This window comes from Halarchaeum sp. CBA1220 (assembly GCF_003721175.2).
Taxonomy (GTDB): Archaea; Halobacteriota; Halobacteria; order Halobacteriales; family Halobacteriaceae; genus Halarchaeum; species Halarchaeum grantii.
The window spans coordinates 1,830,790-1,844,991 of sequence record NZ_CP054707.1 but is presented as its reverse complement, the minus strand read 5'-3'; the positions used below and the strand labels follow the sequence as shown (position 1 = coordinate 1,844,991).

General features: G+C 72.3%; 16 protein-coding genes. 4 read left to right on the top strand and 12 right to left on the bottom strand.

Features of this window, described 5'->3' with window-relative positions:
• Positions 1 to 2: 2 nt before the first annotated feature.
• The 4 genes from purL to EFA46_RS09785 all read right to left on the bottom strand — a co-directional run bounded on the left by purL (position 3) and on the right by EFA46_RS09785 (position 3,401).
• Entirely contained in the window at positions 3 to 2,141 is a 2,139-nt protein-coding gene (purL, locus tag EFA46_RS09800; protein WP_123076254.1) for a phosphoribosylformylglycinamidine synthase subunit PurL, read from the bottom strand.
• A 72-nt stretch (positions 2,142 to 2,213) separates the two neighbouring features.
• On the bottom strand, positions 2,214 to 2,735 hold the full coding sequence (locus EFA46_RS09795; RefSeq protein ID WP_148040660.1) for a hypothetical protein: 522 nt from the start codon (positions 2,733 to 2,735) through the stop codon (positions 2,214 to 2,216).
• Complete coding sequence (locus tag EFA46_RS09790) at positions 2,728 to 3,096, bottom strand: hypothetical protein (protein WP_123076258.1); 369 nt, start codon at positions 3,094 to 3,096, stop codon at positions 2,728 to 2,730. The genes EFA46_RS09795 and EFA46_RS09790 overlap by 8 nt, the downstream gene beginning before the upstream one ends.
• Positions 3,093 to 3,401, bottom strand: a complete 309-nt coding sequence (locus EFA46_RS09785) for a hypothetical protein (protein ID WP_123076260.1) — start codon at positions 3,399 to 3,401, stop codon at positions 3,093 to 3,095. Before EFA46_RS09785 ends, EFA46_RS09790 begins: the two co-directional genes overlap by 4 nt.
• Before the next feature lie 113 nt (positions 3,402 to 3,514).
• Between EFA46_RS09785 and EFA46_RS09780 the strand changes: the two genes are divergently transcribed.
• The gene (locus tag EFA46_RS09780) at positions 3,515 to 4,198 is read left to right on the top strand and encodes a PHP domain-containing protein (RefSeq protein ID WP_123076262.1); all 684 of its coding nucleotides are present in this window, start codon (positions 3,515 to 3,517) and stop codon (positions 4,196 to 4,198) included.
• 84 nt (positions 4,199 to 4,282) lie between these two features.
• Positions 4,283 to 5,059, top strand: coding sequence for an SDR family oxidoreductase (locus EFA46_RS09775; protein WP_123076264.1), 777 nt, complete (start codon positions 4,283 to 4,285; stop codon positions 5,057 to 5,059).
• A gap of 4 nt (positions 5,060 to 5,063) precedes the next feature.
• On the opposite strand, the gene EFA46_RS09770 is transcribed toward EFA46_RS09775, so the two are convergent.
• Both EFA46_RS09770 and EFA46_RS09765 read right to left on the bottom strand, forming a co-directional pair.
• Complete coding sequence (locus EFA46_RS09770; protein ID WP_123076266.1) at positions 5,064 to 5,537, bottom strand: NUDIX hydrolase; 474 nt, start codon at positions 5,535 to 5,537, stop codon at positions 5,064 to 5,066.
• 58 nt (positions 5,538 to 5,595) lie between these two features.
• Entirely contained in the window at positions 5,596 to 6,573 is a 978-nt protein-coding gene (locus EFA46_RS09765) for a transcription initiation factor IIB family protein (protein WP_123076268.1), read from the bottom strand.
• A gap of 213 nt (positions 6,574 to 6,786) precedes the next feature.
• On the opposite strand from EFA46_RS09765, the gene gatC reads away from it, so the two are divergent.
• Both gatC and gatA read left to right on the top strand, forming a co-directional pair.
• Complete coding sequence (gatC, locus tag EFA46_RS09760) at positions 6,787 to 7,065, top strand: Asp-tRNA(Asn)/Glu-tRNA(Gln) amidotransferase subunit GatC (protein WP_123076270.1); 279 nt, start codon at positions 6,787 to 6,789, stop codon at positions 7,063 to 7,065.
• A complete protein-coding gene (gatA, locus tag EFA46_RS09755) occupies positions 7,066 to 8,337 on the top strand; it encodes an Asp-tRNA(Asn)/Glu-tRNA(Gln) amidotransferase subunit GatA (RefSeq protein WP_123076272.1) in 1,272 nt (423 codons plus the stop codon).
• Between the two features lie 21 nt (positions 8,338 to 8,358).
• Here gatA and EFA46_RS09750 read toward each other — a convergent pair whose 3' ends face one another.
• The 6 genes from EFA46_RS09750 to EFA46_RS09725 form a co-directional block, all read right to left on the bottom strand.
• Positions 8,359 to 9,465 carry a mechanosensitive ion channel family protein gene (locus tag EFA46_RS09750; RefSeq protein ID WP_123076274.1) on the bottom strand — a complete coding sequence of 369 codons (1,107 nt, stop codon included), beginning with the start codon at positions 9,463 to 9,465 and terminating at the stop codon, positions 8,359 to 8,361.
• Positions 9,466 to 9,540: 75 nt separating this feature from the next.
• A complete protein-coding gene (locus EFA46_RS09745; RefSeq protein WP_123076276.1) occupies positions 9,541 to 9,933 on the bottom strand; it encodes a MarR family transcriptional regulator in 393 nt (130 codons plus the stop codon).
• A gap of 25 nt (positions 9,934 to 9,958) precedes the next feature.
• Positions 9,959 to 10,705, bottom strand: coding sequence for an NRDE family protein (locus EFA46_RS09740; RefSeq protein ID WP_123076278.1), 747 nt, complete (start codon positions 10,703 to 10,705; stop codon positions 9,959 to 9,961).
• A gap of 3 nt (positions 10,706 to 10,708) precedes the next feature.
• On the bottom strand, positions 10,709 to 12,202 hold the full coding sequence (locus EFA46_RS09735) for a class I adenylate-forming enzyme family protein (RefSeq protein WP_123076280.1): 1,494 nt from the start codon (positions 12,200 to 12,202) through the stop codon (positions 10,709 to 10,711).
• Positions 12,202 to 13,227: a mandelate racemase/muconate lactonizing enzyme family protein gene (locus tag EFA46_RS09730; RefSeq protein WP_370529246.1), complete on the bottom strand. Its 1,026-nt coding sequence runs from the start codon at positions 13,225 to 13,227 to the stop codon at positions 12,202 to 12,204. Before EFA46_RS09730 ends, EFA46_RS09735 begins: the two co-directional genes overlap by 1 nt.
• Complete coding sequence (locus tag EFA46_RS09725) at positions 13,224 to 14,159, bottom strand: 1,4-dihydroxy-2-naphthoate polyprenyltransferase (protein ID WP_123076282.1); 936 nt, start codon at positions 14,157 to 14,159, stop codon at positions 13,224 to 13,226. The genes EFA46_RS09730 and EFA46_RS09725 overlap by 4 nt, the downstream gene beginning before the upstream one ends.
• Positions 14,160 to 14,202: the final 43 nt, after the last annotated feature.

Below are 14,202 nucleotides of genomic sequence, written 5' to 3'. Positions count from 1 at the left end.
CGTCAGTCCATCGCCGCCGCGATGGTCTCGCGGAACGCCGCGACGTCGGCGTGGTCGTACGCGACCGTCTCCTCATCGACGTCGAGCGCGAGCGTCCCGGAGTCGTCGCTTTCGCCGAGTTCGACGACGTCCGCGACGCCGTCGAACGCCGCGTTCACGCCCTCGGGGTCGGTCGTCTCGACGACGGCGCGACCGGGGGCCTCCGAGAAGAGCGCGTCGAGCGACGGCACAGAGACGTCCGCGCCCGCGTCCGCCGTGAGGCCTTCGGCGAGCGCGACGGCGAGGCCGCCGTCGCTGACGTCGTGGACGGCCGTGGTGTGCTCGTCGCGCGCGACGGCCGCGAGCGACTCGACGACGTCCCCGGCGTCATCGGGGAGGGCGGGGAAGGCGTCGGTGCCGCCGAACTCGGCGAGGAGTTCGGAGCCGCCGAGTCCCTCGTCGTGGCCGCCGACGAGGAGGAGCGTCCCGTCGCCCGCGAAGGCGGTGCCGGGCGCGTCCAGCGAGTCGGCGGTGCCGAGGACGGCGAGCGTCGGCGTCGGCGGGATCGGGCCGGCGTTCGAGTCGTTGTAGAGCGAGACGTTCCCGCCGACCACGGGCACGGAGAGGTCGCGACAGCCGTCCGCGAGACCGTCGACCATCGCGCCGAAGCCGCCGTAGACGTCGGATTTCTCGGGGTTCCCGCCGTTGAGGCAGTCGACGGCGGCGACCGGGGTGGCGCCGACGGCGGCGAGGTTCGTGGCGTTCTCGACGGCGGTGGCGTAGGCGCCCGCGTAGGGCTCGCAGGCCGTCCAGCTCGGGTTCGCACCCGCAGCGAGCGCGATGCCGGGCGCGTCCGCGGTGTCGACGCCGGCGTCGGCGAGCTCGTGGAGCGCGAGGACCGCGCCGTCCTCGCCGGGCCGGACGGCGGTGCGCGCGCCGACCTCGTGGTCGTACTGCCGGTAGACCCAGCGCTTCGAGGCGGCGTTCGGGCTGGCGACGACGGCCTCGAACGCGTCCGCGAGCGCGGGCAGGTCGTAGTCGGTCGCGGGCGTCTCCGGCTCCGTCATCGGGAGGTCGTTCAGGGGCGCGCCGTCCGCGAGGAACTCGGCGGGCGCGTCGACGACGACGTCGCCGTCGAACTCGCAGACGTAGCGGCCGTCGGCGGTGACCTCGCCGATGTCCGAACAGCCGAGGTCGTACTTCTCGGCGACCTCGGCGACGGCCTCGACGTTCCCGGGCGCGACCTCGTAGACCATGCGCTCCTGGGATTCGGCGAGGAGGATCTCGGTCTCGTTCATCCCGGGCTCGCGCTGGTGGACGTCGTCGAGGGTGAGGGCGCACCCGAGGTGGCCCTTCGCGACGAGCTCGCAGGAGGCACCCCCTAAGCCGGCGGCGCCGAGGTCGCGCGCGGAGACGACGAGGCCGGCGTCGACGAGCTCCTCGTTCGCCTCGATGAGGCGCTTCTCCGCGTAGGGGTCGCCGACCTGCACGGCGGGGCGGTCCTCGGTCTCGGCGTCCTCGGCGAGGTCCTCGGAGGCGAAGGACGCACCGCCGAGGCCGTCGCGGCCCGTGCTGTTGCCGACGAGGAGGAGGCGGTTGCCGGGGCGCTGGGCTTCGGCGGTGACGAGGCGGTCGGGGCTGAGGAGGCCGACGCAGGCGACGTTCACGAGCGGGTTGCCCTCGTAGCCCTCGTGGAAGGAGGTGCTTCCCGCGACGGTGGGGACGCCGATGGCGTTCCCGTAGTGGCTGATGCCCTCGACGACTCCCTCGAGGAGGTAGCGCGAGTGCTCGCGCTCGAAGTCGCCGAAGTAGAGGCAGTCGGCGAGCGCGACCGGGTACGCGCCCATCGAGAGGGTGTCCCGGACGATGCCCCCGACGCCGGTGGCGGCGCCGTCGAACGGGTCGACGTACGAGGGGTGGTTGTGTGACTCGACGCCGAAGGTGGCGTAGACGTCCTCGCCCACTTCGACGACGGCGGCGTCGTCGCCCGGCCCGATCACGACCTCCTCGCTCTCCGAGTCGAAGGCGGAGAGCAGGGGGAGCGACGAGCGGTACGCACAGTGCTCACTCCAGAGGTTCTCGAACAGCGCGGCCTCGGCGCGCGTCGGCTCCCGGCCCAGTTCGCCGACGACGCGGTCGCGGTCCGACTCGGCGAGAGTCATTCAACTACGTGTACCGATAGGGGCCATTAATGCGTTTCTATATGCACGTTCGTGCGGGACGGCGGGGCGCGCTCAGCGCTCGACGGCGGCGTCCATCGTCCCGCGAATCGACGCCGCAACGGCGTCGTCCATCACGCCGTTCGTCACGCGGTAGAGCCCGGTCGCGTCGGCCTCCCGGGTCGCGTTCACGAGCGTGGAGACGAACCGGTAGAGCTGCTCCGCGTCCGTGTACATGGAGAGCGTGCTGAGGTCGTCGAAGACCACCCACCCGCCCGAGTCGACGTACGAGAGCGCGTTCGAGAACTGGATGCTGAGTCCGGTCAGGTCGCTCGGGCGCACGCGGTCGGAGACCCAGAGCGGGCCGTCGTAGCTGACGTCCGAGCCCGTGACGGGGATGACGCCGACGCGTCGCGGGTCGTAGCCGCGCTCCCTGACGGCGCTCTCCGTTCGCCCCGGCGCCCCGTTCGTCTGCACGACGAGCAGGTTCTCGAACGCCGACTCCGGGAGGTGGGCGAGCGCCCGCCCGTGCGGGGGGAGCGCGGCGAGCACCTGCGACCCCGATTCGGGCGGGTCGATGGGCGGTCCGTCAGGCATCCTCGAACCCTCCCGCGTCGTCCTCGGCCTCGCCCATCGGCTCGAATCGGTCGTCCGTTCGGACGAAGTCCCGCGCGAAGTACCACATCGCGCCGACGGCGAGCGTCGCGGCGAGCGCGTAACTGGACTGCGCGAGGATCTCCAGCGCGCCCGGGCGCCAGGCGTCGGTCATCTGCGCGAGGTCGAGCGTGGCGCCGAGCGCGAGCGCGGCGAGCGTCGTGGTGAGCCACCGGACGCCCTCCGGATAGAGGAGGGTGTCGGCGGAGCGCGCGAGGACGGCGCCGAGCACGAGCGCACACCCCACCACGGCGACCACCTGCACCCCGAACACCGCGAGCGTGGCGGTTTCGAGGAGCGTCATCGGCTCGCCCCCCGCCGAAGCGTCGTGATTCGGTACGTCGAGAGCACCACGGCGCCCGTCGTGACGGTCCAGCAGACCGCCGACACGAGGAGGTACGTCGCTTCGGGGACGGCGCCCTCGATGCCGGTCGTCACGAGGATGCTCGCGAGGAGCACCGGAATCGGCTCGAGGACGCGCCCCCACGGCGTCCCCGCGTAGCCGCGATACGCGATCAGCGAGAGGACGAACGCGACCGCACTCAGTACCAACTGGAGGTTGAGGAGGAGGTCGACGAGGACGGCCGAGGGCGTGGCGGCGTCCGTCATCGCCGACCAGTCCTGTCTACGGGTTGATGCATGTCCCCCGGGAGGTGTCGGGATACCGTAATTGTTGCGACGAGACCGGCGTGTTTTTGCCGCCGCGTATCGAAGCGCCGTCCGTGCTGTCGGTCGAGCTCCACTCCCACTCGTCGCTCTCCTACGACGGCCGCGACCCGGTCGAGATGCTCCTCGAGCAGGCCGCCGCCGTCGGGCTGGACGCGCTCGCCGTGACCGACCACGACGAGTACGACGCCAGCGCCCGCGCCGCCGAACTCGCGCCCGACTACGGCCTCGTCGGCATCCCGGGCATGGAGGTGACGAGCGCCGCCGGCCACGTCCTCGCGCTCGGCATCGAGGAGCCCGTGCCGGCGGGTCGTCCCTTCGGGGAGACGCTCGATGCGATCCGCGACGCCGGCGGCATCGCCGTCGTCCCCCACCCCTTCCAGGAGTCCCGGAGCGGCGTCGCCGCGAACGTCACGCGCGAGACGCTCGCGTCCGCGGACGCCATCGAAGTCTACAACTCCCGGCTCCTCACCGGGCGCGCGAACCGGCAGGCCGAGACGTTCGCGCGCGACCACGGCCTCCCGATGACCGCCGGCTCGGACGCCCACATCGCCGAGATGGTCGGCCAAGCGGTCACGCGCGTCGACGCCGACGAACGCGACCTCGAGAGCATCCTCGATGCGGTTCGCGCCGGCCGGACGAGCGTCGAGGGCCAGCGGACGCCGTGGCGCATCAGCTTCCGGCAGGCCGCCGGCGGCGCGAAACGCCGCGTGAAGAACCGTCTGCGCGAGTTCTTCTGAGGCGCGCCCTGCGGTGACGGACGCGAGCGACAAATCCCTTTCGCGGCAACACTTACGGCATGGGTTGCCGTGTGTTCACGTGCCATGCCCGGACCACTACTCGACGGCGAGACGGCGGTCATCACCGGCGGTTCGAGCGGGAACGGACGCGCCATCGCGGAGGCGTACGCGGCCGAGGGCGCTGACGTCGTCGTCGCCGACCTGCGCGAGTCGCCCCGCGAGGGCGGCACGCCGACGCACGAACTCGTCACCACCGACTACGGCGTGGACGCGACGTACGTCGAGTGCGACGTCACCAACCTCGACGACCTCGAGACGGCCGTCGATGCGGCGGACGCGTACGGCGGGGTAGACGTGATGGTGAACAACGCCGGCATCTTCCGCCAGCAGGAGTTCACCGAGGTCGACGAGGACGAGTTCGACCGGATGATGGCGGTGAACGTGAAGGGCGTCTACTTCGGCGCGCAGTACGCCGCGAAGAAGATACTGGAGAACGGCGGCGGGAGCATCGTCAACATGTCGAGCGTCGCCGGTCTCGAGGGGAGCGCGAGCTTCGTCACCTACTGCACGACGAAGGGCGCGGTCCGCCTCATGACGTACGCGCTCGCGTCCGAGCTCGGCCCCGAGGGGATTCGCGTGAACGCCATCCACCCCGGTCTCATCGACACCGCGATGACCACCGAGGACGTCCCCATCATCGGCTCGGACGCCGGCGACGGCTACCTCCAGACGATCCCGTCGCGTCGCTGGGGGCAACCCGAGGACGTGGCGGACGCCGCCCTCTACCTCGCGAGCGACATGGCCTCCTACGTCAACGGCGAGTCGCTCGTCGTCGACGGCGGCATGACGAACAGCGGCTGACCCCCTACGCCTCGCCCTCGACGGCCGCGATGGCCTCCCGACCGATGCGGACGACCTCATCGCCGAGGTCCGCCTCGCCCAACTCGGCCGGCGTGAACCACTCCCAGTGTTCGGCGTCGCGCTCGTCGCCCTGCGGCGTCACGTCGCGCGAGTCCACGCGGGCGAAGTAGACGAAGTCGACGTGCTGGTGGCCGACCTCGCCGCCCTCGTAGGCGTGGATGTCCTCGAGGAGGAAGTGCGCGGGCTTCGGGAGCGAGCGCACGACCCCGGTCTCGACCTCGGGTTCCGCGAGGAGGAGCGTCGGTTCGAGGCCGGTCTCCTCGCGGACCTCGCGCTCGGCGGCGCGATGCGGGAGTTCGTCGCGCTCGACGTGCCCGCCGGGCGGCAACCAGAGGCCGAGGCGGTCGTGTTCGTGGAGCGCGGTCGCCCCGTCGCAGACGATGTAGGCGGTGGCGGTGTAATGTCGCGTCGTCTCCATACCTACGCGGGCACGCACGAGGGCCTAACGTCTGTCGGAGTCGAACGGGAGAAACAACTCAGGCTTCGACGGGAACGTCGTCTTGGGCCTCCAGGAGTTCGTGATAGCGGTTGCGGATGGTCACCTCGCTGATGTTCGCCACCTCGCTCACCTGGTTCTGCGTCACGCGCTCGTTGGTGAGGAGGCCGGCCGCGTAGACGGCGGCGGCGGCGAGGCCGACCGGCGACTTCCCGGAGTAGATGCCCTTCTCCTTGGCGGCCTCGAGCAGGTCGCGGGCCTGGCGTTCGACTTCGTCGCCGAGGTCGAGGTCGCTGACGAAGCGCGGGACGTAGCTCGTCGGGTCGGCGGGCGCGATTTCGAGTTTGAGCTCGCGGACGACGTAGCGGTAGGTGCGCGCGATCTCGTCTTTGTCGACGCGCGAGACGTTCGTCACCTCATCGAGCGAGCGCGGCGTGTTCGCCTGCCGAGCGGCGGCGTAGAGTGCGGCGGTGGCGACGCCCTCGATGGAGCGCCCGGGGAGGAGGTCCTCGTCGAGGGCGCGCCGATAGATGACGGACGCCGTCTCCCGGACGTTCTTCGGGAGGCCGAGGGCGGAGCTCATGCGCTCGATTTCGCCGAGCGCCTGCTTCAGGTTCCGCTCCTTCGAGTCCCGCGTGCGGAAGCGCTCGTTCCAGGTGCGGAGGCGCTGCATCTTCTGGCGCTGGCGGCTCGAGAGGGAGTTGCCGTAGGCGTCCTTGTCCTGCCAGCCGATGTTCGTCGAGAGCCCCTTGTCGTGCATCATGTTCGTCGTCGGGGCGCCGACGCGCGATTTCTGGTCCTTCTCCTGGCTGTTGAACGCCCGCCACTCGGGACCGCGGTCGATGTCGTCCTCCTCGACGACGAGGCCGCACTCCGAGCAGACCGTCTCCCCGTGCTGTTCGTCGCTGACGAGGTCGCCGCCGCACTCGGGGCAGACGAGTTCGTCCTCGCTCGACCGCTCGCGCTCCTGTTCGTCCGATTCCGTCCGCCGTCGCTCCCGTGTGCGTGAGTCACTCATACTGTGTGAGGCGTAGGCCGCATTGCCGTTCCCGTTGCCGGGAAGACGACGATTCACTAGCGTATCGGGCGGACACCGGATAAGCCTGTTGACCGTTCGAGGCGCGTCCTGCCGGCTTTCGCCCTCGTGTGGCGCTCTCGCCGCCGCGCGCGGTGACGGCTCGGACGCGGGGTTCCGAAACGCTTAGACGAGCGCGGAACCGACGAGTCGAGTATGAGCGATTCGGCCGTCGACGCTGAGGAGGTCCGGCACGTCGCCGACCTCGCGCGCGTCGACCTCGACGAGGAGGAAGTCGAGCGCTTCGCCGACCAGTTCGCGGGCATCCTCGAGCACTTTGAGGCCCTCGAGGAGGTTCCGGACGTGGCGGCGGAGCCGGAGCTCGTGAACGTCATGCGCCCCGACGACGTCGAGGAGAGCCTCGACCAGGAGGAGGCGCTCGAAAACGCCCCCGAGACCGAGGACGGGTTCTTCAAGGGCCCGAAGGTGTCGTAGATGGGCGCGCACAACGCCTTCATCACCGAGGCGTCCATCGAGGGCGCGTCCGAGGGCGCGCTCGACGGCCGGACGGTCGCCGTCAAGGACAACATCTCCACGGAGGACGTCGCCACCACCTGTGGCTCCGACATGCTCGCCGACTACGTCCCGCCCTACGACGCCACCGTCGTCTCCCGGCTGAAGGACGCCGGCGCGACCATCGTCGGGAAGGCGAACATGGACGAGTTCGGGATGGGCACCACCACCGAGACGTCGGCGTTCGGCGCGACCACCAACCCCGCCGACGACGAGCGCGTCCCCGGCGGGTCATCCGGCGGGTCCGCCGCCGCCGTCGCCGCCGGCGAAGCCGACCTCGCGCTCGGCAGCGATACCGGGGGGTCGGTGCGCTGTCCCGCCGCCTTCTGCGGCGTCGTCGGCATCAAGCCCACCTACGGCCTCGTCTCGCGCTACGGCCTCGTCGCGTACGCGAACAGCCTCGAGCAGATCGGCCCGCTCGCGAACAGCGTCGAGGACGCCGCCGCGCTCCTCGACGTCATCGCCGGCCCCGACGAGCACGACGCCACCACGCACGACGCCGGCGCCGACAGCGACTACGCGAGCGCCGCGAACGGCGACGTCGACGGCCTCACAATCGGCGTCCCCACCGAGCTCGTCGAGGGCGCCGACGAGGACGTGAAAGCCACCTTCGAGGACGCCCTTGACGCCTACCGCGACGCCGGCGCCGAGGTCGAGTCGGTCAGCCTCCCCTCCGTCGAGTACGGCGTCGCCGCCTACTACGTCATCGCGATGAGCGAGGCGTCCTCAAACCTCGCGCGCTTCGACGGCGTGCGCTACGGCGAGTCCGGCGGCTTCGAGGGCAACTGGAACGAGTCGTTCGCCGAGACGCGCGCCGAGAACCTCGGCGACGAGGTGAAGCGCCGCATCCTCTTGGGCACCTACGCGCTCTCGGCGGGCTACCACGACAAGTACTACAAGCAGGCTCAGGAGGCCCGCGCGTGGGTCCGGCAGGACTTCGAGGAGGCCTTCGAGTCCGTGGACGTCCTCGCATCGCCGACGATGCCCGTCCTCCCGCCGAAACTCGGCGAGAGCGTCGAGGACCCCCTGCAGATGTACCTCATGGACGCCAACACCGTCCCCGTGAACCTCGCGAACCTCCCCGCCATCAGCGTCCCCGCCGGCGACGTCGACGGGCTCCCGGTCGGCCTCCAGCTCGTCGGCCCGAAGTTCGGCGAGGAGCGGATCATCGACGCCGCCGCGCTCCTCGGCTGACGCGCGTCCCCCACCAGTTTCTCAGGCCGCGCCCGGTCGCTCCGCGTCGGCCTCAGCGTCGGCGTCCACCACGGAGTCGGCCGTGAGGCCGCCCTCGGCGTCGCCCGCGACGTGGAGGACGCGCTGGGGGTAGGGTATCTCGACGCCCGCGTCCGCGAAGCGCGCGTACACCTCGCGGTTGAGCGCGTGGACGGTCTTCGCGTCGTGGAGCGGGTGGCGCACCCAGACGAGCAGCTCGTAGTCGAGGCCGGAGTCGCCGAAGCCCCGGAAGCGCACTCGCGGGGAGGGGTTCGCGGCGACGTCGTTGACGGCGTCGGCGGCGGCGAGCAGGCAGCCCTCGACGGTGTCGAGGTCGCTCCCGTACGCGACGCCGACGGGGACCTTCACGCGCGTCTTCGCGACGGGCGCGGAGTGATTGATTATCTGCGCGGAGTTGAGGACCGCGTTCGGGACGGTGACGACGACGTTGTCGCGGGTGAGGAGGCGCGTCGAGCGGATCGTGATGTCGAGGACGGTGCCCGAGACGCCGGAGTCGAGGACGACGTAATCGCCCACCTTGTAGGTGTCGTCGACGTAGAGCGCGATGCTCCCGAAGAAGTTCGCGACGGTGTCCTTCGCCGCGAACCCGACGGCGATGCCGGCGATGCCCGCCGAGGCGAGGAGGGGCGTGATGGCGATGCCCCAGACGTGGAGTATCGCGGCGCCCGCGGCGGCGACCGCCGCGAACGAGAGGAGGTTCTGGAAGATCGGCGCGAACCCCGTCGTGCCGTCGCTCGCGTCGTCGTACGCGCGGAGGGCGCGCGTCGCGAGGCGGGCGACCGCGTACGCCCACACCGCCACCGCGACGGTGAGCGCGCCGCCGTGGAGGTAGTAGGCGACCGCGGCGGGTATCGCGAGGACGTCCGGCGCGACGTACGCGCCCGTCACCGCCACCGTCGCTGGGAGCGGGAGACGCAACTCGGCGACGAGCGCGTCGTCGAACGCGAAGCGCGTCCCCGCCGCGACCCGTCGCGCCGCGCGCAACCCGAGTTCGCTCACCAGCGCCGCCGCGAGAAAGGACCCGCCGACGAGGACCGCGAGCCCGACCGGCCACGCGAACCCGCCGAGGACCGACGATACCGTACTCATTGCGGCCCGTAGGCGCCCGAGAGCGATAGCTCTTCGCTCGAAGCGGACGGCGGAGAAGACGGGCGTCTCGTGTCGTTACTGCTCGGGCTCGGGTTCGGGTTCGGACTCGGGGACAACGGGGTCCTCGTAGACGAGGTTCATGATCCACTGCGAGAAGGCGTCGCTGCGCGCGTCGACCTCCTCCTCGCCGACGAACGGCGAGAGCATGTCGCCGGCCATCAGCAGCGAGAAGTCGAGGTCCTCCTCCTTGATGACGGGCTTGATGAGGTAGGTGGTGTTGCCGTTGTGGACGGCGTCCTCGCGCTCCACGAGGCCCTTCTCGGCGAGCTTCTTCGCGATGCGGCTCCCCTTGCGCGAGGAGACGTCGAGTTCCTTCCAGAACTCGCTCTGGTAGATGCTCCCCTGCTCGCGGACCAACTCGAGTGCGCGCTCCTCGTCCTCGGAGAGGTCCCCTGATTCGGCGCTCATACACGGTAGGGCGGCCGCGAGCGGTTTAAAGCTGACCGTCGCGGGCGGTGCCGGGGTCGCCGGACCGCCCCATTAGTCCGCGCGCGAACCCGCCGGCGTCCCGATAGGGCGTCCGACACGGCGGGCCGTCCGCGAACGCGTAGCGGACGCCGCGCGCGCCGACGGTGACGACGCTCGAGGAGCGCGTGCCGTAGCCGTGGCCGTGGAGGCAGACGCGCCGGTCGTGGTCGCCGAGCACGCGCTTCGCGCGCCCGCGGAACCCCGCCGCGCTCCGGGGACGACGCGTCGTGAGCGCGTCGCGCACTCGCTCGCGGCGGCCCTCGGCGTCGGGCGCGCCCGTCGTCGTGGCGACGTGCACGCCGGGGTCGAGCGCCTCGACCGAGAGCGCGCCGTCCCACCGGAGCAGGTAGGCGTCCGCGGCGTCCGCGAGCACGAGGTTGAAGCCGGCGTACGCACGCGATTCGACCTCGCGCTCGACGCGTTCGCGTGCGGCCTCGGCGTCGCCGGCGCGGAGGGCGTCGTCGACGAGCAACCCCCGCGAGCGCGCGCCTTCGAGCTCGCTCCAGCGGTTCGTGACGCCGACGTAGAGTCCCGCGTCGGTGACGCCCGTCCACGTGCCGCCGGCCTCCTCGTCGCGCGGCGCGAGCACGCGCGGGTCGGTGCCGGTGACGGCGGGCGGCGTCGAGGGGCGTCCGAGGGCTTCGTCGCGGTTCGCGGCGGCGACGACCGGCGCGTCGTCGTACACCTGCCACGCGACGGCGAGCGTGCACATCGCTCACTCCTCCTCGGCGGCGCGCGCGACGCGCTCGCGGGCGGCGGCGCGGTCCACCGTCCCCGAGGGCGTGCGCGGGAGGGAGTCGACGACGGCGACGGTGCGCGGGCGCTCGAAGTCCGCGAGGCGCTCCGCCCAGTGCGCCGCGAGGGCGTCCCGCGAGAGGTCGGCGTCCGGTTCGGGCACGACGAGCGCGGCGACGCGTTCGCCCCACTCGTCGTCCGCGAGGCCGACGACGGCGACGTCCGCGACGGCGGGATGCTCGCGCGTCGCGTCCGCGACCCGCCCGGGGTCGACGTTCTCGCCGCCCGTGATGATGCGGTCCGAGCGCCGGTTCAGCACGTAGAGGCGCCCGTCCCCGTCGCGGTAGCCCACGTCGCCCGTGCGGAGGCCGCGCGGGCCGAAGGCGTCGGCGTTCGCCTCGGGCGCGTCGTAGTAGCCGGGCGTGATGGTCGGCCCCGACACGCAGAGTTCGCCCGTCTCACCGGCCGGAACGGGGTCGCCGGCGTCGTCGACGACGGTGACGGTCGTCCCGAAGACGGGGCGGCCGACCGTCCCGGGGTTCGCGAACGCCTCGTCCGGGCGCGCGGTGGCGATCTGCGAGGTGGCTTCGGTCATCCCGTAGGAGGGGTGGACGGGGACGCCCGCGCGCTCGCAGTCGGCGACGAGTTCGGCGGGCGTCGGCGCGCCCCCGCAGAGGACGAAGCGGACGTCCGGGAAGTCGCGCTCGGCGCGGACCATCCGCCGGAGCATCGTCGGGACGACGGAGACGCCCGCGCAGTCGTGCTCGTCGAGCGCGCGGAGGGCGTCGTCGGCGTCGAAGCCGCGCTGGAGGACGCACGTCGTCCCGTAGAGCGCACAGCGCAGCGGAATCGAAAGCCCGCCCATGTGGTACATGGAGAGGCAGAGGAGCCAGCGGTCACCGGGGAGGACGCCGAGGGTGAACGCGCTCGTGGTGGCGGCGGAGACGACGTTCCCGAAGGTGAGTCGGACGGGCTTCGGGTCGCCGGTGGTGCCGGAGGTGAACATGAGCCCGAGCGTGTCGTCGCGGCCCCACTCGACCGGGTCCACGGCCGCCTCGTCCTGTTCGTCGAGGGCGGCGACGGCCGGGTCGTCGGGGTCGTCGACGGTGGCGACCGGCGTCGCTCCGGCGGCGGCGACGGCGTCGGCTTCGGTGTCGGCGTCGCAGAGGAGGACGAGGAGGTCGCTGCGCTCGCGCTGGAATCGCAGTTCGGCGGGCGCGAGGCGGGCGTTCAGCGGGACGAGGACCGCGCCGAGGCGCTGGAGGGCGAACGCGAGGCGGACGAACGCGGGGCGCGTCTCCATGAGGACGCCGACGTGGTCCCCCCGCTCGACGCCGAGTGCGGCGAGGCGGCCGGCGGTCGTCTCGACGGCGTCGTCGAGCTCCGCGTACGTCCACTCGCGGCCGCGGCCGTCGTCGACGAGCGCGGGGGTGTCCGGGGACGCCCGCGCCCGCGTGGCGAGGATGTCGCGCATCACTCTCGGGGAGGGGCGGGGACGCCATTGCCCTTTCCCTGTGGGACGCGGACGCGTCCCGACTCGACGGGCGCGGGGTCGGGTGCGAGGTCGGCTTCGAGCGCGTCGGCGGTGGCGAGACCGCACGCGGGGAGCGGCGCGAGCGCGGCGGCGGCGTGGACGGCGGCGGTGCGCGCGTGGACGGCGTCGTACGTCGTCGTCACGATGGGGTCGACGCCCGCGTCGCGTGCTTGGCGGCCGGCGTCCACCGCCCGGTCGGGGCCGCCACACGCCATCGGCTTCAGGACGACGGCGTCGGCGGCGCTGGCGTCGAGGACGGCCTCGAGGCCGCACGCGGCGACCGATTCGTCGAGCGCGACGTCGACACCGCGCCCGCGCAGCGCCGCGTGCCCCTCCAGGTCGGCGGCCTCAAGCGGTTGTTCGACGAGCGCGACGTCGAGGGTGCCGAGGGCGTCGAGGGCGCGCGCTCCCTCCGCCCGCGTCCATGCCTCGTTGGCGTCGACGCGCAGCGTCACGTCGGGCGCGGCGTCGCGGACGGCGCGGAGGCGCGCGACGTCGGCGTCGAGGGCGCGCGCGCCGACCTTCACTTTCACGCAGTCGAAGCCCGCCTCGACGGCCTCGCGGACGCGTTCGGCCGTCGCCTCCAGCGGGGCGTCGCCGACGGTCGCGTTCACCGGCACGGACTCGACGGCCCCCTCGCCGTCGAGGGCGCGGTAGAGCGGGACGCCGCGCTCGCGGGCGTCCGCGTCGAGGGTGGCGAGCGCGACGGCGTGGCGCGCGGCGGGCGTGCCCTCGAGGGCGGCGAGCGTGCTCGCGGGGGCCGCGTCGCCGTCGAGGGAGCGGAGCGCGTCGCGACACGCGTCGTAGTCCTCGGTCCAGTCGGGGAGCGGCGCGGCCTCGCCGACCCCGCGAACGCCGTCGCGCTCGACGGTGACGAGGAAGCCCCGGCGCTCCGCAATCGTGCCGTGCGCGGTCGCGAGCGGCGTGGCGAGAGCGAGGGCGTAGGGGTCGACGCGCACGCTCACAGCGCGAGGCCGACGGCGAGGAGCGCGGAGTAGAGCGCGAGCGTCTGGCCGGTGCGCGTGAGCGCGGGGTCGAGGTGGCCGGCGTCGTCGTGGCGGAGCACGGTCCGCGTCACGGTGGCGGCGAGCGGGAGCGAGGCGAGCGGGAGGAGCGCCACGAGCCCGAAGCCCGGCCGCGTGAGGAACCAGACGGGGACGGCGTAGGCGAGCGCGTAGAGCGCGACGTACTCGACGCGCGTCCACGTCCGCCCGACGCGGACGGCGAGCGTGCGCTTGCCGGCCTTCTCGTCGGTGTCGACGTCGCGGAGGTTGTTCACGACGAGGATGTTCGTGGAGATGGCGGCGACGCCGACGGACGCGACGACGGCGACGAGCGGGACGGTGCCCGGCGGCGGCGTCAGCGGGAGCGCGGGCGCGTACGCGGCGGCCTGCACGTACACCGTCCCGACGACGGCGACGACGCCGAAGAACAGGAAGACGAAGACGTCGCCGAGGCCGTGGTAGCCGAAGGGGAAGGGACCGCCCGTGTAGGCGATGCCGGCGGCGATGCTCGCGAGGCCGACGACGACGATGGGGAGGCCGCCGACGTAGACGAGGTAGCAGCCGACGACGATTGCCGCGAGGAAGGCGAGGTACATCGCGCGCTTCACCGACGCGGGGTCGATGAGGCCGGCCTGCGTGACGCGCGTGAACCCCTCGCGCTCGTCGGTGTCCGCGCCCTTCATCGCGTCGTAGTAGTCGTTCGCGAAGTTCGCGCCGATCTGGATCAGGAGCGCGCCGACGAGCGCGGCGAGCGCCGGCAGGGGCGCGAACACGCCCTCGGCGAGCGCCACGCCGACGCCGACGACGACGGGCGCGATGCCGGCGGGGAACGTGTGCGGTCGCATGGCCATCAGCCACGCTTTCCGCCGTGAAACGTCCGCTACGTCACTCATACCCGGTGGTTCGTGGGCGAGCGCAAAAAAGTGGGCGAAACCG

Bases quoted from the DNA above. Each gene is read 5' to 3' on its own strand.
- purL (WP_123076254.1), bottom strand. From the start codon at position 2,141: ATGACTCTCGCCGAGTCGGACCGCGACCGCGTCGTCGGCGAACTGGGC.
- EFA46_RS09795 (WP_148040660.1), bottom strand. From the start codon at position 2,735: ATGCCTGACGGACCGCCCATCGACCCGCCCGAATCGGGGTCGCAGGTG.
- EFA46_RS09790 (WP_123076258.1), bottom strand. From the start codon at position 3,096: ATGACGCTCCTCGAAACCGCCACGCTCGCGGTGTTCGGGGTGCAGGTG.
- EFA46_RS09785 (WP_123076260.1), bottom strand. From the start codon at position 3,401: ATGACGGACGCCGCCACGCCCTCGGCCGTCCTCGTCGACCTCCTCCTC.
- EFA46_RS09775 (WP_123076264.1), top strand. From the start codon at position 4,283: ATGCCCGGACCACTACTCGACGGCGAGACGGCGGTCATCACCGGCGGT.
- EFA46_RS09770 (WP_123076266.1), bottom strand. From the start codon at position 5,537: ATGGAGACGACGCGACATTACACCGCCACCGCCTACATCGTCTGCGAC.
- EFA46_RS09765 (WP_123076268.1), bottom strand. From the start codon at position 6,573: ATGAGTGACTCACGCACACGGGAGCGACGGCGGACGGAATCGGACGAA.
- gatC (WP_123076270.1), top strand. From the start codon at position 6,787: ATGAGCGATTCGGCCGTCGACGCTGAGGAGGTCCGGCACGTCGCCGAC.
- gatA (WP_123076272.1), top strand. From the start codon at position 7,066: ATGGGCGCGCACAACGCCTTCATCACCGAGGCGTCCATCGAGGGCGCG.
- EFA46_RS09750 (WP_123076274.1), bottom strand. From the start codon at position 9,465: ATGAGTACGGTATCGTCGGTCCTCGGCGGGTTCGCGTGGCCGGTCGGG.
- EFA46_RS09745 (WP_123076276.1), bottom strand. From the start codon at position 9,933: ATGAGCGCCGAATCAGGGGACCTCTCCGAGGACGAGGAGCGCGCACTC.
- EFA46_RS09740 (WP_123076278.1), bottom strand. From the start codon at position 10,705: ATGTGCACGCTCGCCGTCGCGTGGCAGGTGTACGACGACGCGCCGGTC.
- EFA46_RS09735 (WP_123076280.1), bottom strand. From the start codon at position 12,202: ATGCGCGACATCCTCGCCACGCGGGCGCGGGCGTCCCCGGACACCCCC.
- EFA46_RS09725 (WP_123076282.1), bottom strand. From the start codon at position 14,159: ATGAGTGACGTAGCGGACGTTTCACGGCGGAAAGCGTGGCTGATGGCC.